24 protein-coding genes are annotated in these 22,881 nt (G+C 65.5%); 13 read left to right on the top strand and 11 right to left on the bottom strand.

Annotated features, from left to right (window positions below):
* The first annotated feature begins 20 nt into the window (after positions 1–20).
* The 4 genes from ACE3QP_RS12050 (at position 21) to ACE3QP_RS12035 (ending at position 2,594) form a co-directional block, all read left to right on the top strand.
* Positions 21–758 (top strand): substrate-binding periplasmic protein, encoded by a 738-nt coding sequence (locus ACE3QP_RS12050; protein WP_374436356.1) that lies wholly within the window; start codon positions 21–23, stop codon positions 756–758.
* A gap of 92 nt (positions 759–850) precedes the next feature.
* Positions 851–1,069 (top strand): hypothetical protein, encoded by a 219-nt coding sequence (locus ACE3QP_RS12045; protein ID WP_374436354.1) that lies wholly within the window; start codon positions 851–853, stop codon positions 1,067–1,069.
* Between the two features lie 35 nt (positions 1,070–1,104).
* Complete coding sequence (gene tadA / locus ACE3QP_RS12040; RefSeq protein WP_374436353.1) at positions 1,105–1,626, top strand: tRNA adenosine(34) deaminase TadA; 522 nt, start codon at positions 1,105–1,107, stop codon at positions 1,624–1,626.
* Positions 1,623–2,594 carry an LD-carboxypeptidase gene (locus tag ACE3QP_RS12035; RefSeq protein ID WP_374436352.1) on the top strand — a complete coding sequence of 324 codons (972 nt, stop codon included), beginning with the start codon at positions 1,623–1,625 and terminating at the stop codon, positions 2,592–2,594. The genes tadA and ACE3QP_RS12035 overlap by 4 nt, the downstream gene beginning before the upstream one ends.
* 98 nt (positions 2,595–2,692) lie before the next feature.
* Here the strand turns inward: ACE3QP_RS12035 and ACE3QP_RS12030 are convergent, their stop codons facing one another.
* The gene (locus ACE3QP_RS12030) at positions 2,693–3,637 is read right to left on the bottom strand and encodes a class I SAM-dependent methyltransferase (protein ID WP_374436351.1); all 945 of its coding nucleotides are present in this window, start codon (positions 3,635–3,637) and stop codon (positions 2,693–2,695) included.
* A 424-nt stretch (positions 3,638–4,061) separates the two neighbouring features.
* Between ACE3QP_RS12030 and ACE3QP_RS12025 the strand changes: the two genes are divergently transcribed.
* The gene (locus ACE3QP_RS12025) at positions 4,062–6,608 is read left to right on the top strand and encodes a TonB-dependent receptor (RefSeq protein WP_374436350.1); all 2,547 of its coding nucleotides are present in this window, start codon (positions 4,062–4,064) and stop codon (positions 6,606–6,608) included.
* Positions 6,609–6,884: 276 nt separating this feature from the next.
* Here ACE3QP_RS12025 and ACE3QP_RS12020 read toward each other — a convergent pair whose 3' ends face one another.
* From ACE3QP_RS12020 to ACE3QP_RS12010, 3 genes are all read right to left on the bottom strand, one after another.
* Complete coding sequence (locus ACE3QP_RS12020; protein ID WP_374436349.1) at positions 6,885–8,198, bottom strand: aspartyl/asparaginyl beta-hydroxylase domain-containing protein; 1,314 nt, start codon at positions 8,196–8,198, stop codon at positions 6,885–6,887.
* On the bottom strand, positions 8,198–8,869 hold the full coding sequence (locus ACE3QP_RS12015; protein ID WP_374436347.1) for a hypothetical protein: 672 nt from the start codon (positions 8,867–8,869) through the stop codon (positions 8,198–8,200). Before ACE3QP_RS12015 ends, ACE3QP_RS12020 begins: the two co-directional genes overlap by 1 nt.
* 95 nt (positions 8,870–8,964) lie before the next feature.
* Positions 8,965–10,986: an alpha/beta hydrolase family protein gene (locus ACE3QP_RS12010; RefSeq protein WP_374436346.1), complete on the bottom strand. Its 2,022-nt coding sequence runs from the start codon at positions 10,984–10,986 to the stop codon at positions 8,965–8,967.
* Between the two features lie 583 nt (positions 10,987–11,569).
* Between ACE3QP_RS12010 and ACE3QP_RS12005 the strand changes: the two genes are divergently transcribed.
* The 5 genes from ACE3QP_RS12005 (at position 11,570) to ACE3QP_RS11985 (ending at position 15,387) form a co-directional block, all read left to right on the top strand.
* Positions 11,570–12,214 carry an energy transducer TonB gene (locus ACE3QP_RS12005; RefSeq protein ID WP_374436344.1) on the top strand — a complete coding sequence of 215 codons (645 nt, stop codon included), beginning with the start codon at positions 11,570–11,572 and terminating at the stop codon, positions 12,212–12,214.
* 287 nt (positions 12,215–12,501) lie between these two features.
* Complete coding sequence (locus ACE3QP_RS12000; protein WP_374436342.1) at positions 12,502–13,149, top strand: MotA/TolQ/ExbB proton channel family protein; 648 nt, start codon at positions 12,502–12,504, stop codon at positions 13,147–13,149.
* A gap of 28 nt (positions 13,150–13,177) precedes the next feature.
* Complete coding sequence (locus ACE3QP_RS11995) at positions 13,178–13,606, top strand: ExbD/TolR family protein (protein WP_374436340.1); 429 nt, start codon at positions 13,178–13,180, stop codon at positions 13,604–13,606.
* A gap of 16 nt (positions 13,607–13,622) precedes the next feature.
* A complete protein-coding gene (locus ACE3QP_RS11990; protein ID WP_374436338.1) occupies positions 13,623–14,051 on the top strand; it encodes an ExbD/TolR family protein in 429 nt (142 codons plus the stop codon).
* Between the two features lie 79 nt (positions 14,052–14,130).
* Positions 14,131–15,387, top strand: a complete 1,257-nt coding sequence (locus tag ACE3QP_RS11985) for a hypothetical protein (RefSeq protein ID WP_374436337.1) — start codon at positions 14,131–14,133, stop codon at positions 15,385–15,387.
* 69 nt (positions 15,388–15,456) lie between these two features.
* On the opposite strand, the gene ACE3QP_RS11980 is transcribed toward ACE3QP_RS11985, so the two are convergent.
* The 7 genes from ACE3QP_RS11980 to ACE3QP_RS11950 all read right to left on the bottom strand — a co-directional run bounded on the left by ACE3QP_RS11980 (position 15,457) and on the right by ACE3QP_RS11950 (position 20,114).
* The gene (locus ACE3QP_RS11980) at positions 15,457–16,215 is read right to left on the bottom strand and encodes a 3-hydroxyacyl-CoA dehydrogenase (RefSeq protein WP_374436335.1); all 759 of its coding nucleotides are present in this window, start codon (positions 16,213–16,215) and stop codon (positions 15,457–15,459) included.
* A 78-nt stretch (positions 16,216–16,293) separates the two neighbouring features.
* The gene (gene adk, locus ACE3QP_RS11975; RefSeq protein WP_374436333.1) at positions 16,294–16,950 is read right to left on the bottom strand and encodes an adenylate kinase; all 657 of its coding nucleotides are present in this window, start codon (positions 16,948–16,950) and stop codon (positions 16,294–16,296) included.
* 76 nt (positions 16,951–17,026) lie between these two features.
* Complete coding sequence (gene kdsB / locus ACE3QP_RS11970) at positions 17,027–17,779, bottom strand: 3-deoxy-manno-octulosonate cytidylyltransferase (protein ID WP_374436331.1); 753 nt, start codon at positions 17,777–17,779, stop codon at positions 17,027–17,029.
* The gene (locus ACE3QP_RS11965) at positions 17,776–17,970 is read right to left on the bottom strand and encodes a Trm112 family protein (protein ID WP_198111483.1); all 195 of its coding nucleotides are present in this window, start codon (positions 17,968–17,970) and stop codon (positions 17,776–17,778) included. The genes kdsB and ACE3QP_RS11965 overlap by 4 nt, the downstream gene beginning before the upstream one ends.
* Positions 17,903–18,979, bottom strand: coding sequence for a tetraacyldisaccharide 4'-kinase (gene lpxK, locus ACE3QP_RS11960; RefSeq protein WP_374436329.1), 1,077 nt, complete (start codon positions 18,977–18,979; stop codon positions 17,903–17,905). The genes ACE3QP_RS11965 and lpxK overlap by 68 nt, the downstream gene beginning before the upstream one ends.
* Positions 18,980–19,002: 23 nt before the next feature.
* On the bottom strand, positions 19,003–19,422 hold the full coding sequence (locus ACE3QP_RS11955; protein ID WP_198111482.1) for a biopolymer transporter ExbD: 420 nt from the start codon (positions 19,420–19,422) through the stop codon (positions 19,003–19,005).
* A complete protein-coding gene (locus tag ACE3QP_RS11950; protein WP_374436327.1) occupies positions 19,419–20,114 on the bottom strand; it encodes a MotA/TolQ/ExbB proton channel family protein in 696 nt (231 codons plus the stop codon). The genes ACE3QP_RS11955 and ACE3QP_RS11950 overlap by 4 nt, the downstream gene beginning before the upstream one ends.
* A gap of 99 nt (positions 20,115–20,213) precedes the next feature.
* On the opposite strand from ACE3QP_RS11950, the gene xseA reads away from it, so the two are divergent.
* The 3 genes from xseA to ACE3QP_RS11935 all read left to right on the top strand — a co-directional run bounded on the left by xseA (position 20,214) and on the right by ACE3QP_RS11935 (position 22,638).
* Positions 20,214–21,512 (top strand): exodeoxyribonuclease VII large subunit, encoded by a 1,299-nt coding sequence (xseA, locus tag ACE3QP_RS11945; RefSeq protein WP_374436325.1) that lies wholly within the window; start codon positions 20,214–20,216, stop codon positions 21,510–21,512.
* A gap of 37 nt (positions 21,513–21,549) precedes the next feature.
* Positions 21,550–22,131 (top strand): superoxide dismutase, encoded by a 582-nt coding sequence (locus ACE3QP_RS11940; RefSeq protein WP_374436323.1) that lies wholly within the window; start codon positions 21,550–21,552, stop codon positions 22,129–22,131.
* A gap of 90 nt (positions 22,132–22,221) precedes the next feature.
* On the top strand, positions 22,222–22,638 hold the full coding sequence (locus ACE3QP_RS11935; RefSeq protein WP_374436321.1) for a hypothetical protein: 417 nt from the start codon (positions 22,222–22,224) through the stop codon (positions 22,636–22,638).
* Positions 22,639–22,881: the final 243 nt, after the last annotated feature.

The raw sequence follows: 22,881 nt of genomic DNA, 5'->3' as shown, positions 1-22,881 counted from the left end.
TATCCGCCTAGACTCCGCCTATGCAGCGCAGGGAGGCGCTGGCCCTGCTGGGCGCGGCACCATCCGCCTGGGCAGACGCGCCAGCCTTGAGATTCGCGATCGGTCAGACCTGGGGGCCGCCCTTCGTCACCCAGGGGGCCGACGGCCGCCTGGGCGGGGTGCTCGTCGAACTCGTTGAGGCCATTGCGCGCGAGGCCGGCCGCCCGGCCGAACTTCACAGCCTGCCGGCACTGCGCGTGGCGCAGGCCCTGGAGAGCGGTGCCATTGACTTGCAATGCCCGATGAACCCGGCGTGGTGGGGCCAGCCGGTGGCCGATCCGCGCCGCTGGAGTGTCCCCCTGCTCACTCTGCGTGATGTGCTGGTGGCTGCTCCCACCACCAGCCTGGATTGGCCTGGGTTCCTGCGCGCCCGCCGCCTGGTGGTCGGTACCGTGCACGGCTACCTTTACTCGACCCTGCAAGCCGACTTCGACTCTGGCCGCCTGCGTCGGGACGACGCCCCCAACCAGTCTGCCCTGCTGCGCAAGCTTGAGCGGGGGCGCTCGCCCGTGGCGGTGGTCAATGAGCTGGTGCTGCGCGCTTACAACCGCGCGCTACCAGCGGCGCAGCGCTTGCGGGTGGTGGCGGTCATCGATGAGGTCAAGACCTACTGCCTGCTGGCCCCCAACCCGCGCGGCGGCATCGAAGCTCTGCGGGCCGCCATTCGGCGTGCCACCCAGGCCGATCGCCTGGCGCCTCTGATCGGGGCGGAGCCTTAACCGGTGCCTGGGGAGAGCGGCACAATCGCCGCAGGCCCGGTCGTCGGGCGACCAGCGGCCCCGGCGGGCCGCTGCTGCTTGAGGGAACTGCGATGCGCGCTGTGTTTGGGGTGGTGATGATGCTGGTGGTGCTGGCCGTGGTGCTGGTGCTGGTCAAGCAGCAGACGAAGGTGCTGGTTCCGGCGCCTGCGCCGGGCGCCACGGCGGCTTCGGCCGCGCCTCCGGCCCAGGCCCTGCCGCAGGCGGTGGGCAAGCAGGTCGAGGGCCTGCTGCAACAAGGCGCCGAGCGCGCCAGCGAGGCCACGCCCTGAACACCACCCCACCCCAGCCGCAGGACGAATACGCCATGCGCCTGGCCCTGGACCAGGCGCACAATGCCTGGCTGGCGGGCGAGGTTCCTGTCGGGGCGGTGATCCTGCGCCAAGGCCAGCTGATCGCCACCGGCTACAACCGTCCCATCACCACCCACGACCCGACGGCGCATGCGGAGATCGTGGCCCTGCGCCATGCCGCCACCCTGCTGGGCAATTACCGGCTGCCGGAGTGCGAACTCTTCGTCACGCTGGAGCCCTGCGCCATGTGCGCGATGGCACTGATGCACGCTCGCTTCAGCCGCATCGTCTACGCCACCGCCGACCCCAAGACCGGCGCGGCCGGCTCGGTGGTCGACCTGTTCGCCCAGCCCCTGCTCAACCACCACACGCGCATTCAAGGTGGTGTACTGGCCGAACCCGCCGCGCAGCTGCTGCGCGACTTCTTTGCCGAGCGCCGCGCCCAGGCGCGTGAACGCCGCGCCGCGCGCCGCGGCACGCCAGAAGCCATTCCCGTCGGCGAAGCCACCGAACTCCCGTCCTCCTTTGAGCCATGAGCCACCCAGCCCACCCGCACGGCAGCGCGCAAGCGCCCCTGTCCCTGAGCATCTACAGCCCTGCCGGCGTCTACCGCGAGGCAGCGCAGCTGCGCCGGGCGGCCAAGCACCTCGGGAGCCTGGGCTTCAGCGCCACGCTCGATGAATCGGCGCTGCTGCGCCAGCAGCGTTTCGCTGGCACGGATGAGCAGCGTCTCGAAGCCATCCACCGCGTGGCCGACAGCGGCGTGTCCGTTGCCCTGGCCTCACGTGGCGGCTATGGCCTCACGCGCCTGCTCGACCGCGTGGACTGGGACTTGCTGGCCCGCTCGGTCGAGCGCGGTACGCGCTGGGTCGGCATGAGCGATCTGAGTGCTCTGCAGCTCGGCCTGCTGGCCCACGCGCGGGGCTGCGGTGTCAGCTGGCAGGGCCCGCTGGCGGGCGATGACTTCGGCCGCACGGCCGCGCAGGGCGGGGTGGACGACATCACCGAGGCCTGCTTCGTCGAGGCGATGCAGGGCGAGCTGGAGGCCATCGGCTTTCGTGAGACGGGCGCTGCGCGCGGCACCCAGCCACACAACGGCTTCGAGGCCGAGGGCTTGCTCTGGGGGGGCAATCTGACGATGCTGTGCTCGCTGCTGGGCACGCCCCACTGGCCGCGCATCAAGGGCGGCATCCTCTTTCTGGAAGAGGTCGCCGAGCACCCCTACCGCGTCGAACGCATGCTGCTGCAGCTGCAGCAAGCTGGGGTGTTGGCGGCGCAGAAGGCGGTGCTGATCGGCGACTGCGGCGGCTGGAAACCCAGCCCGCTCGACGGCGGCTACAAGCTCAAGGATGCGCTGGCCGCGGTGCAGGCACGCACGTCGGTGCCCATTCTGCAAGGGCTGCCCTTCGGCCACGTCCGCACCAAGGTCTGCCTGCCGGTCGGTGCCAAAGCCCAACTGGTGGTGCAGGGGCGCGATGTGCTGGTGGCCTGGGGGCATGTGTGAACCACGCGGCAGGAGTGTGCGTGTGAACCGTTCAAGCTCGAACTGCCCTTACGGCGGCCAGCACATGGCCATCTGACTGCAGGTTGGCGCCTGAAGTGTCAGCCTGCCTGCAGCGACCATGCCATCAATTGGCCGCGCTCTTGAAGGAGGGCGCGCTGGGTGTTGCGCCCACTTGCCTGCAGCTGTGCCTCGAGTTCCGACAGCTTGGCCTCGTCGAGCGCATGCATCACGAGTTCGGAAAGGCGAAGCTGAGCGTCCTGCAACTGCTGGCGATAGGCCTGGAGCTGTGCGCTTCCGGCCGGACCCGCCTGAAATGCCTGCATGATGGCCTGCCTCGCCTCATGCAGCACATCCGGGCAGGAGCTGGTGGCGATCTCACGTTCGATCTGCTCCTGGGCGGCATTGAATCGATCACGTAGCGCCAATGCTGCGGAGTCGTTGTCGAGTGCGATGCGGCCTTCTGGCGTACGCGCACGCATCAGCAAGGTTTGCATGCCGGCTGCCAAATCCAACAGCCCGTCCGTGGCGAGCAGGCCTTCAATGTGACTGCACTCGGTCCGCGCCAGCCGCACTGGCAGAGATTCGGCGTGGTGCAGTACCAAGGCCAATCGCCCGTGCCGATGGAGCACGCGCAGCGACTCGGACAGGGCGAGGGCGAGGTCGCAATACTCTAGTCCGTACTGGCTGACGACGAGATCGAAGCAGGCCGAGTCGAAAGGCAGGGCCTCGGCGGACGTGCGTGAATGCAAATGGATGCGACTGTCGGCGAGTCCAAGGCGGCCCGGAGGGGGAAGGTCGGCCAAGTCGACTCCGTCGCAGCGCCATGCGGCGTCTTCGCGGCGCAACGACGCGAACAGGCGTGGCAGGGCTCCACTGCCGGTGCACAGGTCCAGAACTCGCGCTCCGAGTGGCAGTGCGGCGGCGACGCGGCCCCAAAAGGACTCAAACGCCCCGCCGTACTGCTGGTCGAAGCTGCCGTGGCAAGAGTGCAGCGCGCCGGTCGCCCAATAGCGGGACCAAACTTGGGGGCGGTCACTACTCATTCAAACTTCTCGAACATGAACGCATCGCGCGATTCTCCGCCGCGCAGGCTGCCTTCGTATCCCCTGTAGGTCCAAGGGCATTCACTAGGTGGGTTGGCTTGCAATTCTGAGGCTGTTGTGAGTTGGCAACATTTGCGGGCGCTCAGCGGGGCGGGGGCGCCATCGGCGAGGCGGCATTGGCTGCAGGGAAAAGTTTGATTGACGGGGGTCTTGTGTTTGTAAGTTCATGTTTTTGTCGGCTTCTGCTGCCATTGTGAGAGCCGTTGCGATTGCAGGTGGCCCGGCGAAGTGGCGTGGCTTGGGGAAGCCCCGGGCGAACACCGTGACCTCTAGCCTGAGAATCGCTCGATGCCCTCAGCAGAGGCGGCACGATTTTTTTGAATCGGGCCTTGAGGGTTTTGCTTCCTTTCCCCTAGGAGATTCCATGTTCAAGAAGACCAAGGTGTGCGCCAGCGTGCTGCTGGCCGTCGGCGGTGGCGTTTTGGCCACCTCGATGCCCGCCTTTGCCCAAGAAGCACAAAAGCTCGAGCGCATTGAAGTGACCGGCTCGCGCATCAAGCGCGCTGACGCCGAAGGCGCGCTGCCTGTGACCGTGATCACCCGTGCCGAATTGGAAGCCTCCGGTTCGACCACCGTCGCTGAATTCATTCGCAATTCGACCTTCGCTTCGACGGGTCAGTTCCGCCCTCAGTCGGGTAGTTCTGCTCAATCGTTCTCCGGCGTGAACCTGCGTGGTCTGGGCAGCAACCGGACCCTGGTGCTGGTTGATGGCCGTCGCGTCGCCAAGGCTCCGAACGTCGGCGACTCTGCGGACATGAACTCGATTCCGATGGCTGCCGTTGAGCGCATCGAAATCCTGACCGACGGCGCTTCCGCCATTTACGGCTCGGACGCCATTGGTGGCGTGGTGAACGTTGTTCTGCGCAAGGACTTCGAAGGCGTTCATCTGATGGCCGGCAAGACCAACCCTTCGATCAAGGGTGGCAACCGCGAAGAAGCTTCGGCCATTCTGGGCATCACCGGCGAGAAGGGCCGTGTCGTCATGGGTGCCTCGCGCACCAGCCGCGACATCATCTGGGTGCGTGACTATCCCTGGGGTGCTCCCAAGGGCGCTTCGTCGTACTCGAACCACTTCTACCAGGCCATCGACATTGGCGGTGGCGAATACCTGCCCAACATCTCGGGTGGTGGCTCGCGCGGCAAGGCCGGCACCTGCGACTTCCCGGACAAGGGCTTCTACGTCGATGCAACGGGCCGTTGCCGTTACGACTTCAACCTGGTGGCCGCTGACGAAGCCGCCACCGGTGCCAAGTCGATCTTTGCGCGCGGCGAGTTCCGCATCAATTCGGACTGGAATGCGTACCTGAACGTTTCCAGCACCAACAACACCAGCTTCGGCCGCTATGCACCGGTGCCGGACTCGATCCTGGTGACCCCGGGCAGCGTGCTGGCCAACCGCTACAACTTCACGCAGCCGGTGTTCCTGGCTCACCGCTTTGCGGCTGCCGGTAACCGCGATACCAGCACGGATGCAACCCTGACGGACTACACCGCCGGCTTCCAAGGCACCGTCGGCAGCATGGACGTTGACATGGGTGTCCGTCGCACCGTTTCCAAGTACCAGGAAATTGGTCGTGGCTTCATCGTGAAGGGCCTGGCTACGGCCGCCATCAACAATGGCGTGTACCAGGTCGACAACCCCTTCCTGAACTCGGATCAAGTGCTGAAGTCGATCACGACCACCACGGGCCGTGATGGCCTGTGGGCGCAGACCGACTACTTCGCCAACGCCTCGTTTGACCTCTTCCAGATGGGCAACGGTGCTGCACGCATGTACGTCGGCCTGGATCGCAGCTTGCAGCAGTACGCCGACATCTACGACTCGCTGAGCGAAGCCGGTGAAGTCCTGGGCAGCTCGGGTAGCTCGGCTGAAGGTCATCGCACCGTCAGCGCCGGCACCGTCGAAGTGCTGTTCCCGATCATGAAGGGTCTGGAAGCTTCGGTGGCCGGCCGTTACGAGAAGTACTCCGACTACGGCAACGACTTCTCGCCGAAGGTTTCGGTGCGCTACCAGCCGATGCGCTCCCTCACCCTGCGCGCCTCGGCTGGCGAGGGCTTCCGTGCCCCGACGCTACCTGAGCTGAACCAGAAGCCTGCCTTCAGCGCTGACACCGTGGTCGACCCGCGTCACTGCTTGGCCGATGGTGGCTTCACGGCAGCCGAGTGCGAGACCGAAGAGTTCCAGATCAATGGTCTGCGCATTTCGAACCCGGCCCTGAAGTCGGAGAAGTCGAAGCAGTGGTCGATTGGGGCGGTGTGGGATGTCATGCCCAACCTGAGCACCAAGCTGGACGTGTGGCACACGAAGATCCATGACGTGATCAACTTCGTGTCTGCCCAGCAGATCGTCGATCGTGACAATGGCGACAGCAAGCTGCCGATTCCGGAAGGCCTGTCGATCCGTCGCGACCCGAGCACCGGCGCGATTCTGCAGATCGTCAGCGGCTCTTCCAACGAAGGTGTCCTGAACTACGGTGGTTTCGACGCCAGCGTGTTGTTCTCGCACAAGTGGGCTGGCATCGGCAATTTCTCGCACGAGCTGACCTATTCGCGCGTCACCAAGGCTGAGCAAGATGGCGTGGACTACAACGGCACGTTTGGTTCGCCCAAGCATCGCGCCGTTCTGGCCAACTCGTGGAAGCTCGGTGGCTTTGCCGTTCAGTACAACATCAACGTGATCGGCAAGAACGGTGATCGTGAGGGCGACTACGTTCCCACGTACACCACCCACGACATGCAGTTCGCCTGGGATACCCCGCTCAAGGGTGCCAAGCTGATCCTGGGTGTCAACAACCTGACCGAGAAGTTCCCGGCGCTGGTGGGTTCGCCTTATGACCAGAAGCCGTTCAACTACTACCTGTACGACGCCTATGGCCGTCAGTACTACGGTCGTATCGAAATGAAGTTCTGATCGGGAAACCGAGACGAAACCAGGCGGGGGCTTGAGTCCCTGCCTATCTGAAAAAGGGGGCTTCGGCCCCCTTTTTCTGTTGCTAGCGTTATCGGCAAGCGAACGATCTGGGTACATCGCGCGCCCTGGATCGCACGTGCTGCGAGGCCGATCCACTCACGCCGTTGCTCACGAGCAATCTTGGGCCCTGCTTTCGTCCTCCGCCAACGAGCAACGCGCGACCCTCTCGCTGCGCCCTTGTTCCGACCATCTTTGCTGCGAACTGCTTCGTTCGCTCTAGAGGGGCGGCTCCTCTAGCGCCGAGATGCGTCCGACCAATGCGAGTACCGCACTGCGCTCGGGCGCTGTCAGATGGGGGTTCCAGCAGTCCATTAGGAGCACGATGCGCGTCTGCCCCGAGCGGTTCCAAGCTTCGTGCCTGAATGTGTCGTCGAACATCATCGGTTGACCTTCCTGCCAAGCATGCTCACCGTGCCCAACGATGTTTAGCGCGCAATCTGCGGGAACGATCAATGGCAGGTGGTACACCAAGCGCGTGTTCGTGGTTCCGTAGTGCGGCAGGATGTGCGAGCCCGGTGTGAGTACCGAGAAGCAAATTTCTGGTGCCTGTCCGGGTACACGGCAGAGCTCTATTGAATCGAGGAGTGCACTGGTTCTAGGGGCGCGCTGGTGGTTGGCGTCGTAGCGCTCACCGTGGCGATAGAAAAAGAAGGCGTCCCAGGCCGGTTGTGCCCCCGTGCCGCCGATATAGGCGGACTTGTCCGAGTCGGCGGACAGACCGAGGAAGTCTTCAAAGGATGCCGTATCTTCCTCACGCAGGCGTAGCGCTTCAGCGCGCAGGTCCTTCCAAGCCTCGACCAACTGCCCGCTCCAGGGCTGCAATGCAGGATCGTGATACGGACCACCCGGCAAGTGTGGAAAGTACAAGAACTTTGGACGCTGGTGCGGATCACTGGGCCCCAAGTGCGGAGCCTCGCCCAAGTAGTGGTGGATGCAGTCGGCGAAGCGCTGCATCTCGGCGCGGCCATGGGTCTGTACCTGCGCGTCCAAGACATCCATGAGCCATTGCCGACGTACGCCGTCGACCCGTGCCAACCAATTGCGCACAAGGTTGTGCCAACTCGGCGGCGTGGTTGCGGCGCTGATCCACTGGCCCTTGGCTTGGGCGCTGCGGATGGCCTGCCAGCCAGCGCGCGTTGCTGCATCGTCCTGGCCGATTGCGTCCAAGGTCTGCGCGAGGGTAAGCCAGGCCACTGCGTGGTCAGGTACTCGCTTCAGGAACGCTTGCAGCACCAGCGCCGCTTCGTCGAACTTCGAGACCTGGGCCAGCGACTCGGCCAGGCGCAAATTGAGTTCCGCGTGCCTGGGCTCAAGGGCGATTGCTTCTCGCAGCCAGATCAAGGCACGCTCAGCCTGGCCAGCCTGTTGCAGCGCAACAGCCAGCAGATAGCGGGGTTCGAAGGCCAGCGGATCTAGCGCCGCAATGCTTTCAAGCAGAGGTAGGGCCCGGCTGAGCTCCCCGCGTCGAAGTGCGACTTGGGCGGCCATCAATTTGTCGCCCCAGTCGCGCGTGGCAGTGGGGGCCGTCATCACTTGCCCCGCTTGATTGCGATCTCGTCTTCTTCGTTGTACTTGCGCTTGGCACAGTCCGCTGCATAGTCCTGGCGCATTTCGAACAGCCGATCGGCGTCATTGGCGGCCGCGTCGTTTCGCTTGTTCCAATCGACTGCCATTGCCTGCTGCTTCTGAGCACGCTCGTTGTAAGCGGCCACGGCATCTTCGTAAGCCTTCACCAATGCATCGCGCTCCGACACCAGCGCGGCTTGCTTTTTGTTCAGAGCCTTTTGCTCGTCGCTCATCTCGAGGCGACGCCGATCAAGATTGCGTGGCTTCTGTTCTTCTAGTTCGGCGCGTCGGGTGTTCCAGCTCTCAATTTGGGCCTGCATTTCCTTCATCCTGGCCTGCCAATCCTTGAGGCGGGTCACATGCTCGTCCAGGGCTGCTTTGCTTGGTTTGAGGGCCTCTGCTTCAAGGGCAATTTGGTCCTTTTCCGTCTTGAGCGTCGCCTTGCGCGCTTCAAGGTCGGTGTGCAGCGCGTTCGCATCGGCTTGCAGCGTCATGCAGGCGCGCAGTTCCTCACGCGTCATCTTCTTTTCGGCCTTGGGTGCGGGCGCTGGTGTGGCCTTCTTGTTTTCGGCATGGCTGGGCAAGGTGACCAGGAGCGAAGCGAAAAGAAGGCTCGATGCGATGGGGTTCTTCATGGGGCTGCGTGGGGCTGTGAGGGAGAATGAAAAAAGCGCCAACGCGCGGGTGCGGGTTGGCGCCGAATCTGCGACCAGTGGTCGTCAACAGCGTTTTAGTTTAGATGTTTGGCGAGGAAGGTTTCCATGCGCCGGTAGAAGTCGAAGCGGTTCTTGGCGAGGCCGAAGCCGTGGCCCTCGCCCTCGTAGACGATCAGCTCGACATCCTGGTTGCCGGCCTTCTTCAGCGCATCCAGCATTTTCTTGCCGTGAGGTAGCGGAACGCGGGAGTCCATTTCCCCGTATGCCATCAAGACCGGCTGCTTGATTTCGGCTGCGCGCTTCAATGGCGACGTACTGGCCAGCTGCGCTGCATCCGCCGTCGGATCGCCCACCATCTTCGGCATGCCGTAGCGCATCCACTTGCCGCCCATGAAGTCGCTCCAGCCAACCTCGTACATCAGTTCAATGTCGGTCACGCCAACCCAGTTGATGCCAGCCTTGAAGAGTTCGGGTTCCTTCACCAGTCCCATCATGGTGGCGTAGCCGCCGTAGCTGGCGCCCGCGATCGCAACGCGCTTGGCATCTGCCAGGCCTTGACCAATCGCCCAGCGTACGGCGTCAGTCACGTCGTCCTGCATCGCCAGGCCCCATTGCTTCCAGCCCGCACGCTGGTGCCGGTCGCCGTAGCCCTCGCTGCCGCGAAAGTCGACCTCCAGGACAAGGTAGCCGCGAGAGGCCAGGAATTGAGCCTCCGGCGAGAAACCCCATTGGTGTCCGCGCACGTACGGACCGCCATGGACCAGAGCCACGGTGGGGAATGGGCCTTTGCCTTGAGGCTTCGTGTAGTAGAGCGGCAATTCCATGCCGTCACGAGCCTTGATGCGCAGGTATTCCTGAGTTGCCAACAGACGCGAGTCCAACCAGGGGTATGTGGCGCCCAGGAAGGTCAACTTGTTGCTGGCGCGCTCATGCAAAAAATAGGTCGGGGGTTGGCGATCGGAGGCTGCAGTCACGATGTGGTGTTCCGCGCTGGTGCAGGCTGCCGTGCATTGGATCAAGTTGTTGGTGTTTGGCAGCAACTTGTCGACGGCGGCTTGCAGAGCCTTCATGTCAGCGTCAAGCCAGACTTGGCCGGTGGTCTCGGCAAGGAACTGGAAGCCGAGCAGCTTCTTGCTCGCGCGGTCGAAGATGGGCGCGCCATCAAAGTCGAAGCCCGCGATGGTGACCAGTGGCTGTGCAGCGCGCTGGCGCGTGGTCGGGTTGTAGCGATACAGCGCCTTGGTCTGTTCAGCATTGCCCGAGTAGGCCAATACCAGCAGCGTGCCGTCATAGTCGACAGCCACCGGGTCAATGCGGTTCTCGCTGCGATCAAAGATGTCGAAGCGCGCCAGTTCTTCCCATCCACCCTTCCAGCTGCGCCAATTCACTGCCATTTCGGACTTGCGGCTGGTGCTGATGGCAATGGCCGGCATTCCCTTGGTGTCTGCCAGCCACTCGATCGTCGAGGGCGGCACGTCGCCCGCCGGCAAGACCTTGTAGGTCATGTCCTTGGTGTTCAGTCTCACCAGGCGAGAGGTCGGATCCACATTCTGGTCGCCCGAGAACTCGTAGAACTGCTGGACGAGAACGTCATCGCTGCCGTCGCGGGTCAGTGAATGCAGCCGGAACCGATTGGGCAGTGGCTTGGTGCCTGACGTCGCGCCCACCGTATGGGTCGCGTAGCCTCGTTCAATCAGCCACTTGTACTCCGTGCCATCCGCATTGATCGCGTATAGGCCGCCGTCCAGCCGGTCCGCGACTGCGGCGTCCATCTGTGCGGCAGAGAAGACCAAACGCTCATTGTTGACCCACTGGACGGACCCGACATCCGCATCACTGAATTGGGCAATCCCTACGAACTTTTTCGGCGTCTCAACGCGAGCGATGGCCAAGCCTTTGCGACCCTCGGAGGTCGGTACCAGCATGGCAATGCGCTTCCCGTCCGGAGATAGTGCGGGCCTCAGGATGGCGGGCACCCTGAAGAAGTCCTCGACTGGAATCTCGGCCGGCTTGGTAGCCGCCATTGCATGGTGCCCACCTAGCAGCGCTACGAGGCCAAATGCGACTCCGCAGAGCGCGCGCGACACAACAGACATTTGCGTCTCCAAATCATGTATTGGCAAAGCCAGCCAGTATATGGAGCCGTATCGCCGGCATTGCTCCGGTGTTCAGCCGGGTGTGGAGGTCCTTTGAGTGATCATGAGGTGTGACGGAGGCTGGTCACAGTCGAGCCTGCGCAGCAGGGGGTGCATTGCAGGAGAGGGTGCGGCTGGTGACCCCTGACTGTCCGCTTCATGGGTCATCCGGCACTGCAGAGCGATACGGGTTGGTCTTGCGCTGGTATTGCAGTCTTATGACGCCCAATGCAGTGCAACTTCGCTCCTGACGACGGCCTGCCGCTGTAGTGCCTGCGTCCTCCGTGGGTTGCGAAGCTTCAGGCGTGGCCCTGGGCGGCGCACATGCATTTGGTATGGGTTCTGGCTAACCCTTAAAGACTGTATTGGGATGTCACCTATGATGCCCGGCTTTGCAACGTTGTTCAGCAGCTTTGCTGCGGCGGTTGCAGTCTTCGCGCTTGAAAAGGCGCTGAGTCGGTAGGTGAGGGCGCTGGCGGTTGCTGGACCCGAGCCTGGCTTTTGGCGTCTGCGGGCGTCTGTTTGCAGGTTTGAAGGAGCGCGCATGAATTTTGCGCAGGAGAACCAGGCCGGTTCGCGCATGACCAGCTTCGGCATCGTGATCTTGCTGCACGTGCTGATGATCTGGGCGCTGGCATCGGGCTTGGCGCGCAAGGTGGTCGAGGCCGTCAAGGGCCCGATCGAGACCAAGGTCATTGAGGAGGTCAAGCCGCCCCCTCCTGAACCCGAGAAAATTGTTCCGCCGCCCCCGGATTTGAAGGCGCCCCCACCGCCATTTGTGCCGGTGCCGGAGATTCAAGTGCAGGCCCCGCCGCCGCCTAATGCGCCGGTGGTGCAGAACACGACGCCGGCCCCCGCAGTCGATGTGCGCCCGGCGCCCCCGCCTGCGCCGGTTCAGGCGCCCCCTGCGGCACCTGCTCCGCAAGGCAAGGTGTCGGCCGGCATGCTGTGCCCCACGCTCGTCAAGCCGGAAATGCCGGGTATCAACTACGAAGGTGTGGCGGAGTACAAGGTGCTCGGCACCGTCAAGGGCGGTCGGGTTGTCGCCGTTGAGGTCGCTGTCAAGCGCGGCGTGCCTGACCGACGCGCCCAACGTCAGTTGATCACTGCCATCGAAAACGCCGTGCGCGAATACAAGTGCACGACGGACGGTGTGTTTGAACAGGAATTCGTGTTCAAGATCGAATAAGCGGCCTGACCGCTGCAGTCTCGGGCGTCCAAGCTGGGCGCCCGCTCTCTAGGCACAACGCCGCAATCTAGATTTCGTACGTAGGAGTTCACTCCATGCTTTCTCGTTTCTCTGCCCTGTTCGCGGCTCTCGCTGTTGCTGCGAGCCTGGTTGCCGCCCCCGCCTTTGCCCAAGACGCCGCCTCGGCGCCGGCAGCCACGACCGAAGCTGCCGCTCCGGCTGAAGCTCCTGCTCCTGCTGCCGCGCCTGCTGCTGCCAAGGAAGCCGGGGAGAATCCCTATGGCCTGATGGCCCTGGTGACCCACGGCGACATCGTCGACAAGGCCGTGCTGGCCCTCCTGGTGATCATGTCGGCTGGTTCCTGGTTCATTATGTTCACCAAGCTGTGGGACACCCACAAGATTGGTGCCGAGGCTCGCGAAGTGCGCGCCAACTTCTTCAAGAAGTCCTCGCTGGCCGACGGCGTCAAGACCCTGAACGAAGGCAGTGCCTTCCGCTTCATCGCCCAGACCGCTGTGGAAGCCAGTGAGCATCACGAAGGCGCGCTGACCGAGAACATCGACCGCAACACCTGGGTCACGATGAATGTGGACCGCGCCGTGTCGGAAGTGAATGCCAAGCTGCAGGGCGGCCTGGGCTTCCTGGCCACCGTCGGTTCGACCAGCCCCTTCATTGGCCTGTTCGGTACCGTGTGGGGCATTCTGCAGGCCCTGACCGCCATCGGCGTGGCCGGCCAGGCCTCGATCGACAAGGTGGCCGGCCCCGTGGGCGCCGCGCTGATCATGACCGCCATTGGTCTGGGCGTGGCCGTGCCGGCCGTGCTGGGCTACAACTGGCTGGTCAACCGCAACAAGGCCGTGATGGGTCAAGTGCGTGCCTTCGCCGCCGACCTGCATGGCGTGCTGATGGGCAGCCGTCAGATCTCCAAGCGCTGATCGCCGCTTCGGAAACCGGAGACTCATCATGGCGATGAACGTCGGAAGTTCCGGCGGCGAAGACGAAGTGGTCTCGGCCATCAACACCACGCCCCTCGTGGACGTGATGTTGGTGCTGCTGATCATCTTCCTGATCACCGTTCCGGTGGTCACGCAGTCGGTGACCCTGAGCCTGCCAAAGGAAACCAACGTCATTCGTCAGACCAAGCCCGAGAACATCGAGCTGGCCGTGACCAAGGACGGTGATGTGTACTGGAACACGGCTCTTATCAAGAGCAATGACGACTTGAAGGACCGTCTGCGCGGCATCGCGAAGATGGAACCTCAGCCCGAAGTGCATATCCGCGGCGACGAGAAGACGCGCTACGAAGCGGTTGGCAAGGTGATCTTTGCCTGCCAGCAGATCGGCATCCTGAAGCTGAGCTTCGTCACCGAGCCGCCGGCCCGCGGCGGTTGAGGCCAGGAGTGAAGTTATGGGAATGAATGTTGGAAGCAGCTCGGGTGGCGACGAACCAGAAGTGATGATGGACGTCAACACCACGCCGCTGATCGACGTGATGTTGGTGCTGCTGGTGATGCTGATCATCACCATCCCCATCCAGCTGCATGCCGTGAACCTCGACATGCCGGTGCCGAGCAAGAACCCGACGCCGCCGACGGAGCCGAAGATCGTCGAGATCTTCATCGACTTCGACGGCACGCTGTTCTGGAACGGCGAACAGATTGAGAAGGCCGTGCTGGAGCCGCGCATGACCACCGCCTCGCAAGATGCGGATCAGCCGGAAATCCACATCAAGCCGCACAAGCTGGTGGACTACGGCCATGTGGCGCATGTGATGGCCACGGCCCAGCGCATCGGCCTGAAGAAACTGGGCATGGTGGGCAACGAGCAGTTCCTGTAAGGAATGCCCGTTGGCGCCTGACCACGCGCTGTCCGGTGCTCCGCGCCGGACGGCGTTTTTCATTTCTGGAGTGAGAACAATGAAGCTGAAGACCTTGGCCGCCTGCATGGTGGCGGTGTTGGGCCTGAGCCTGGGCGCGGGCGGGGAAGGCGGTCTAAGCCTGATCGGTGCGGCGCAGGCGCAGGCGAAGGTCAGCGCCGAACTGGGCAAGCACCTGACGGCCGTGCAGGGCCTGCTCAAGGGCGGCAAGTACAAGGAAGCCCTGGCCAAGCTGCGCGATGCCGAAGGCGTGGCCAACCGCTCGGCCGACGAGAACGCGCTCATCGAACGTATGCGCTTTGCCGGCGCCCAGGGCGCTGCCGAGCCCGACACCATGGTCCGTGCCTACGAGGCCCTGAAGGCTGCCGGCAAGCTCGGTGGTTCGGAGAACCTGCAGTACCTCGAAGCAATTGCCGGCACCTACGGCCGTATCAACGCCAATGCGCAGGCCCTGAATTGGGCCAACCGCTACTTCAAGGAAGGCGGCAACAGCGCGGCGATGAAGGCGATCCAGACGCGCGCGCAATTCCTCTCGGGCGACATGGGTGCCGTCATCAAGGACACGCTGGCCGAGATCAATGCCGCCGAGAAGGCCGGCCAGGCGCCCAGCAAGGAAAAGCTTGGCTTGCTGATGAGCGCGGCCGAGAAGGCCAAGGATCAGAACGCCTATGGTCTGGGCGTCGAGAAGTTGCTGACCTACTACCCCAGCAAGGAAGTTTGGGCAGCCGCCATTTCCGGCATTCAGCAGAAGAAGGGCTTCAGCGACCGCCTGGTGCTGGATGTCTTCCGCCTGCGTCTGGCCACCGGCAACATGCGTGGCGAGCCTGACTACATGGACATGTCCCAAACGGCGGCGCAGGCCGGCTTTGCCGACGAAGGCATGAAGGTCGTGGAGGCCGGCTACGCCGCCGGTGTGCTCGGCCAGGGCAAGGATGCCGACCGCCACAAGCGTCTGAAGGACTTCATGACCAAGCGCGTGGCCGCCGTCAAGGATGCGCATGCCGCGGCCGTGGCTGCTGCAAAGGAAGTCAAGAGTGACGGCAATGCGCTGATCCCGCTGGGCTTGGCCCAGGCGCAGCGCGGCGACGTCAAGGGCGGCATCGCCCTGATCGAGGAAGGCATTGCCAAGGGCAACCTGAAGCGCGAGGACGATGCCAAGCTCTATCTGGGTCTGGCTCACTTCATGGGTGGCGAAACTGCCAAGGCCCAGGCTGCCTGGCGCGGCATCAAGGGTTCGGACGGCGTGGGTGAGATCGCCCGCCTGTGGCTCATCCACAGCCGCTCGGTCAAGAAGTAATCGGCTCACCGCCAAAGGCAAAGGGCGCCCCGCGGGGCGCCCTTTTTTGTGCCTGCTGCTGGCGTGGCTTTACTTCGGTGCCAGGCGAATAGCGCCGTCCAGGCGGATCACTTCGCCGTTCAGCATTTCGTTCGTGACGATGGCGTGCACCAGCTTGGCGTAGTCCTCGGGCGTGCCCAGGCGCGAAGGGAAGGGCACGTTGGCGGCCAGCGCATCCTGCACTTCCTTGGGCATGCCGAACAGCATCGGGGTGCCGAAGATGCCGGGGGCGATGGTCATGTTGCGGATGCCGTTGCGTGCCAGGTCACGGGCGATCGGCAGGGTCATGCCCACGATGCCGCCCTTGGAAGCGGCGTAGGCAGCCTGGCCGATCTGGCCGTCGTAGGCGGCCACCGAGGCGGTGCTGATCAGCACGCCGCGCTCACCCGTGCTCTCGGGCTCGTTCTTGCTCATGGCCGCGGCGGCGACGCGGATCATGTTGAAGCTGCCCACCAAGTTCACATTGATGACCTTGGAGAACAGATCCAGCGAGTGGCCGCCTTCCTTGCCCACGGTGCGCGCAGCGGGTGCGATGCCGGCGCAGTTCACCAGGCCCATCAGCTTGCCTTGGGCGGTGGCGGCGTTGACGACGGTTTCGGCATCCGCCGCCGAGCTCACATCGCACTTGACGAACACGCCGCCGATTTCCTTGGCGACGGCCTCGCCGCGTTCAGCCTGCAGATCGGCCAGCACGACCTTGGCACCTTCGCGCGCCAGCATGCGGGCCGTGCCTTCGCCCAGGCCCGAGGCGGCGCCGGTGACGATGAAGACTTTTCCTTTGATGTCCATGAACGGAGCTCCTTTGTGGGGATAAAAGAAAACTGGGTCGCTTGTGGCGACCCAGCTTAGGAAAACGGGCGGGGCTTGTCAGCCCTGCAGTGCAGCGAGGGCCTTGGCGGTGATCTCGTCCACCGAACCCACGCCTTCGATGCGGCGGTACTTGGGGGCGTTGGCGTCGCCCTGCGCGGCCCAGCCGGAGTAGTAGTCCACCAGCGGGCGCGTCTGGGCCTGGTAGACGTCCAGACGCTTGCGCACGGTTTCTTCCTTGTCGTCGTCGCGCTGGATCAGGGCTTCACCGGTCTCGTCGTCCTGGCCGGCCACCTTGGGCGGGTTGAACTTGACGTGGTAGGTGCGGCCGGAAGGGGCATGCACGCGGCGGCCGCTCATGCGCTCGATGATGGCCTCAAAGGGCACGTCGATCTCCAGCACGTAGTCGAGCTTCACGCCAGCGGCCTTCATGGCGTCGGCCTGGGGGATGGTGCGGGGGAAACCGTCGAACAGGAAGCCGTTGGCGCAGTCGGCCTGGGTGATGCGTTCCTTCACGAGGCCGATGATGATTTCGTCACTCACCAGGCCGCCGCTGTCCATCACCTGCTTGGCAGCCAGACCCAGGGGCGTGCCGGCCTTGACGGCGGCGCGCAGCATGTCGCCGGTAGAGATCTGCGGGATGCCGAATTGCTTGCAGATGAAGGCGGCTTGCGTGCCCTTGCCGGCGCCGGGGGCGCCCAGAAGAATCAGTCGCATGGGGTTCCTGTCTTGACGGGGAAGGGCCCTCGCTCAGAGGGCGCGGCAGTATCTCATGGGGGTTCTTGCGCACCCCTTACGGACTGACCATGAGGCTTCGCACGCGGGCGAGGTCTTCCGGGGTGTCCACGCCCGGCCCGGGGCGCTCTGGGCTGAGGTGCACGGCGATGCGTTCGCCATGCCAGAGCACGCGCAATTGCTCCAGCGATTCGATGCGCTCCAGCGGGCTGGGCTCCAGCATTGGGAAGCGACGCAGGAAGTCGGCCCGGTAGGCGTACAGGCCGACATGGCGCAGCACTGCGTCGGCGTGCGGAGTGGCCGGTGCTGGGCCGTCGCGCCACCAGGGGATCGGGGCGCGCGAGAAGTACAGCGCCCGCCCGGCGGCGTCGCAGACCAGCTTGACGACATTGGGGTTGCGGAACTCTTCGGCGTCCTCGATCGCATGCGCGACCGTGGCCATCGCGCACTCGGGGCGCTGCCTCAGGGTGTCGGCGCAGGCGCGGATCATGGCCGGCTCGATCAGCGGCTCGTCGCCCTGCACATTGACCACGCAGGCATCCCCGTTGAGCCCAAGCAGCTCACAGGCCTCGGCCAGACGGTCGGAACCGCTCGGGTGGTCGGCCCGCGTCAGCAGGGCGCGCACGCCATGTGCCGCACAGGCCTGCAGCACCTCGGGGGCATCGGTGGCGACGACGACCTGGGCCGCACCGCTCTGCGCGGCACGCCGTGCCACGTGCACGATCATGGGCAGGCCGGCGATGTCGGCCAGCGGCTTGTTCGGCAGGCGTGTGCTGGCCAGGCGCGCCGGCACGATGACATGGAAGCTCACTGGCGCTCGCTCGGCGGCGCTTCGGTCAGCGAGCGCGCCTCGCCTTCCAGCATGACGGGAATGCCGTCGCGCACCGGGTAGGCCAGTTGGTCGGCCAGGCAGACGAGTTCCGTCTGCCCACCTTCATGGCTGAGTTGCAGCGGCCCCTTGCACAGGGGGCAGACCAGCAGTTCGATCAGGCGTGGATCCATTTGGGGCGGGGCCGAGCAGTTGCTGCAGGTGCTGCAGAAGCGCGGCGTCAAAAGCGGGTTCGGGCTGCAAGTCTAGGGGTAGCACCCAGGCGCGTTGGCCTTTCGCCAGGCGTTCGGGCGGCAGCTTGGCGGCGTCCTTTTCCGTCAGCAGCAGCTCGGCGTCCCCTTGCCAGGGCAACTGCTCGAAGCCGAAATGGTCGGGCAGGGGCAGGGGCTCAATGTCCAGCCCGGCCGCGCGCAGCATCTGGAAGAAGGCCTCGGGGCGTGCCAGGCCCGCTGCGGCCAGCAGGCGCCGGCCGCGCAGCTCGGTCAGGGGCACCAGGGGCTGCGGCGGGCCTCCCCACCAGTCGGCCAGGGGCAGGGCGCCCGCGAGACGGCGCTGGGCCACGAATCCGGGCAGGGCAGTACTGGCCTGGCCTTCGCTGTACAGCACCAGCTGGGCTGGGCGGCTGCCCGGTAGCGGAGGAGGCATGTGATCCTGGCGCAGCGGACCGGCCGGCAGCAGCCAGCCATTGCCCAGGCCGCGGGCGTCGAACACCAGGATGCTGAGGTCGCGCGCCAGGCGGTGGTGCTGCAGGCCGTCGTCGCTGAGCAGGATCTGGATCTCGGGGTGGGCGGCTAGCAGGGCGCGGGCCGCTTCGCCGCGATCCTGGCCGACCGCCAGGGGGACACCACTGCGGCGGTGGATGAGCAGCGGCTCGTCGCCCAATTCGGCCGCCGTGCTGCCGGGGCCGGCCACCTGCACGCCCTGGCTTCGGCGGCCGTAGCCGCGCGAGACCACGCCGGCCCGCCAACCCCAGGCCTGCAGGCGTTGCAGCAGGGTCAGCAGCGTGGGGGTCTTGCCGGCGCCGCCGACGATCCAGTTGCCCACCACGACGACGGGCACCGCGGGGCGTTCGATGGGCCTGCGGCCGGCCGCATAGGCCTGCCGCTGCCGCGCGGCCAGCGCGCGGTAGAGCGCGCTCAAGGGGCGCAGCGCCCAGGCCAGCGGCCCGCGCCGGGCCCACACCCGCTGCAGCCAGGCCTGCGTGTTCAGCGGCCCTGCTCCTGCTGCGCCGCGAAGGCCAGCTTGGGCACGCCGGCGCGCTTGGCGGCGTCCAGCACATTCATCACCAACTGGTGCGGCGCCAGGGCGTCGGCCGCCACCACCACCTGCACATCCTTGTGTCCCTGGGCCTCGCTGCGGATATGGCTGACGAGGGGCTCCACGCCCACCGCACCCAGGGTGACGCCGTTGACGGCGTAGCGCCCGTCCGGGCTGACGGCGACCACGATCTCGAACGGCGCCGCCTTGGCCGGCCCCTGGCCCGCCTGGGGCAGGCGGATCTGCAGCGCGGTGTGCGGCGAAAAGGTGGTGGTCAGCATCAGGAAGATCAGCACCACCAGCAGCACATCGATGAAGGGGATCAGGTTGATCTCCGGTTCCTCGCGGTGGCGGATGCGGAACTTCATGCCGCCACTTCCGTGTTCTTGAACTCGGGATGCTCAGCCGCGCTGCCGTGCTGCTGGCGCGCGGCGCGGATGGCCGCATGGGTGTGGCGCGTCAGCTGGTGATAGAAGCGTTCGCTGGCGTTCTCCAGCTCCAGCTCGAAGTCCTCGACCTTGGCGCGGAAATGGCGGTGGCAGAGCAGGGCCGGAATGGCGACGATCAGGCCGAACGCCGTGTTGTAGAGCGCGATCGAGATGCCATGCGCCAGCTGGGCCGGATTGCCGGTGCCGGGGGCCTGGCTGGCGAAGATCTCGATCATGCCGATCACCGTGCCGAGCAGGCCCAGCAGCGGCGCGGCGGTGGCAATGGAGCCCAGGGTGGTGAGGTAGCGCTCAAGCTGGCGCACCGCATTGCGGCCTTCACGCTCGAACAGCTCGCGCAGGTGCTGGTCGCTGATGCGGGGCTCGTCGATGACGGCGCGCAGGCCGCTGGCCAGCACCTGGCCGAGCAGTGAGCTGCCGGCCAGCTTGCCCACCACATCCGCGCTGGGCATGTGCTGCGGGTCAAACTGACGCAGATCAGCCAGCAGCCCAGAGGGCACGATGCGCGAGGCGCGCAGGCTGTAGAAGCGCTCGAAGATCAGGGCCACCGCCACGAAGGAGCAGGCCACCAGGGGCCAGATCGGCCAACCCGCCGCTTGTAAGATCGCCAGCAAAATCATCCTCCGAGAGCCCGAGGCCCTCGCCCCGCAGTGGGCGCCGATTGTGCCAATGACTGCCAAGGGCTTGCCGCCGGCTCCGCGCTGCCGCACCCCATGCTTTCCCACCCCGACAGCCGCGCCTGGAGCGTGGCCGCGCTGCTGGCCTTTCTGGCCGAGACCCTGAACCAGCGCGTCGGTGCCTGCACCGTGGAAGGCGAGATCGCCAGCTTCACCCGTGCGGCCTCCGGCCACTGCTATTTCAGCCTGAAGGACGCTGAGGGCCAGGCCGCCTTGCTGCGCGTGGCCCTGTTTCGGCGTGCGGCCAGCCAGCTGCGCTTTGCCCCGCAGGACGGCCAGCGCGTGCGCGTGCGCGGCCGCTTGGCGCTGTACGAGCCACGTGGCGAGCTGCAATTCATTGCCGACAGCCTGGAACCCGCCGGCGCCGGCGCGCTCTACGAGCAGTTCCTGCGCCTCAAGGCCCAGCTGGAGCGCGAGGGCCTGTTCGACCCCTCCCGCAAGCGCGAACTGCCGGCCTTCCCGCGTGCCATCGGCGTCATCACCTCGGCCAGCGGGGCGGCGCTGCACGACGTCTGCACCACGCTGGCGCGGCGCTCGCCGCAGGTGGAGGTGATCGTCTACCCCAGCCTGGTGCAGGGCGCCGAGGCGCCGGCGGCGCTGCTGCGCGCGCTGGCGTTGGCGCAGCAGCGCCAGGAAGTGGACCTGCTGCTGCTGGTGCGCGGCGGCGGTTCGATGGAGGACCTCTGGGCCTTCAACGACCCCGAGCTGGTGCGTGCGGTGGCGGCGAGCCACCTGCCCATCGTCTGCGGCGTGGGCCACGAGACCGATGTGACCCTGTGCGACCTGGCGGCCGACCTGCGCGCCCCAACCCCTACCGCTGCGGCCGAACTGGCCGCGCCGGCACGCGAGGCGCTGCTGCGCGAGCTGGCGCGCTGGCAGCAGCGCCTGGGCGATTGCGTGCAGCGCCGCCTGGACGGCCTGGGGCAGCGCCTGGACCGTGCGGCCCTGCGCCTGGCACGGCCTCGCCTGGAGGCGCCACGCCGCCGCTTGGACCAGGCCGAAGGCCGCCTGCGTGCGGCGCTGGAGCGCCGGCTGGATGGCGCGCACCAAATCTTGCCCGCCCGCGCCCTGCGCCTGCGCTCGGCCGGCCACCAGCGCCTGGACGCTCTGCACCACCGGCTGGAGCGCGCCGCCGCCCGCCTGGAGGCCTTGAACCCGCAGCGCGTGCTGGAGCGCGGCTTTGCATGGCTGGATGACGGCCAGGGCCAGCCCATCACCCAGACCACCCAGTTGCACAGCGGCCAGGCCGTGCGCGCCCGCCTCGCGGATGGCGAAGCCGCCCTGCGCGTGGAGCAGGTGACCCCACAGGCCCCGCAGGCCGAGCTGGGTTTCTAGAATCGCCGCCCTCTTTCCCCTACAAGCCGGAGTGAACATGGAACACCAACTGCCCCCGCTGCCCTATGCCAAGGACGCCCTGGCCCCCCACTACAGCGCCGAGACGCTGGAGTTCCACCACGGCAAGCACCACAACGCCTACGTGGTGAACCTCAACAACCTGCAAAAGGGCACCGAGTTCGAAAACATGACGCTCGAAGAGATCGTCAAGAAGAGCTCGGGCGGCATCTACAACAACGCCGCGCAGATCTGGAACCACACCTTCTTCTGGAACTGCATGAAGCCGGCCGGCGGTGGTGAGCCCACCGGCGCCCTGGCCGCGGCCATCAACGCCAAGTGGGGCAGCTACGCCGCCTTCAAGGAAGCCTTCGTGAAGTCGGCCGTGGGCAACTTCGGCTCGGGCTGGACCTGGCTGGTGAAGAAGACCGACGGTTCGGTCGACATCGTCAACACCGGCGCCGCCGGCACCCCGCTGACCACCGCCGACAAGGCCCTGCTGACCGTCGACGTGTGGGAACACGCCTACTACATCGACTACCGCAACCTGCGCCAGAAGTTCGTCGAGACCTTCCTGGACAAGCTGGTGAACTGGGAATTCGCGCAGGGCAACTTCGCCTGATTTCGCGTTTTGTTTCATCGCTTGGAGAGGGCCCGCGTCGCGGGCCCTTTTTTCATGCGCTGGCGCAGCCGGTGCCGTGTCTTGCTGGGTTTGAGTCTTGTGGGTCTGGCCAGCCCATGGCTGAGCCGATGGCTGGGCGCCGGCGCCCTGGCGTGGCTGGCCGACCTGGCGGCTCACTGGGCTTGGTGCTGGGTCTTGCTCGGCTTGCTGTGTCCGCCTTGGGCGCTGGCGCACGCCGGTGGGCGCGCCCTGCTGGGCTTGGTGGTGCTGGGGCTGCCCTGGTTGCCGCTGCCGCCGCGCACGCCGGCTCTTGAAGAAGCGCCCGCCTGGTCGGTGGTGACGGCAAATGTCAACCTCGACAACCACGACCCGCGTGCCCTCAAGGCCTGGCTCGCAGTGGATTCGGCCGCCCCGGTGGCGGTGGTGGCCTTGGTGGAGGTGACGCCTGGCTTTGCCGCCGCCTGGGGGCAGGCCTCCCGCTGGTCAGTACATGGTCGGTCGCTGTGACAGGCTCGCGCTGCAGGATGGAGCGCCCCCGCTAAATCAAGCCAGGGCGCTTCACAACTGCCGAAAATGTGACAAGGGCCAGCGATAGCGGGCCCTTGCTGCATTAGGGTTTTAATTAGTCGGCCCTGAACAACTCAGTTCGCGCCGACTGGCACCATTGGGTCGGGCGCTAATCGCGAGCTGAGCAGGCACTCGGCCAGTGTCACGACGCCGAACAAGCCCAGCAAAAGCACCCGCAGGTGC

Origin of the sequence: Inhella sp. (assembly GCF_041912635.1) — a bacterium.
Lineage (GTDB): Bacteria > Pseudomonadota > Gammaproteobacteria > Burkholderiales > Burkholderiaceae_C > Inhella.
This window is presented reverse-complemented; position numbering and strand designations above follow the sequence as displayed.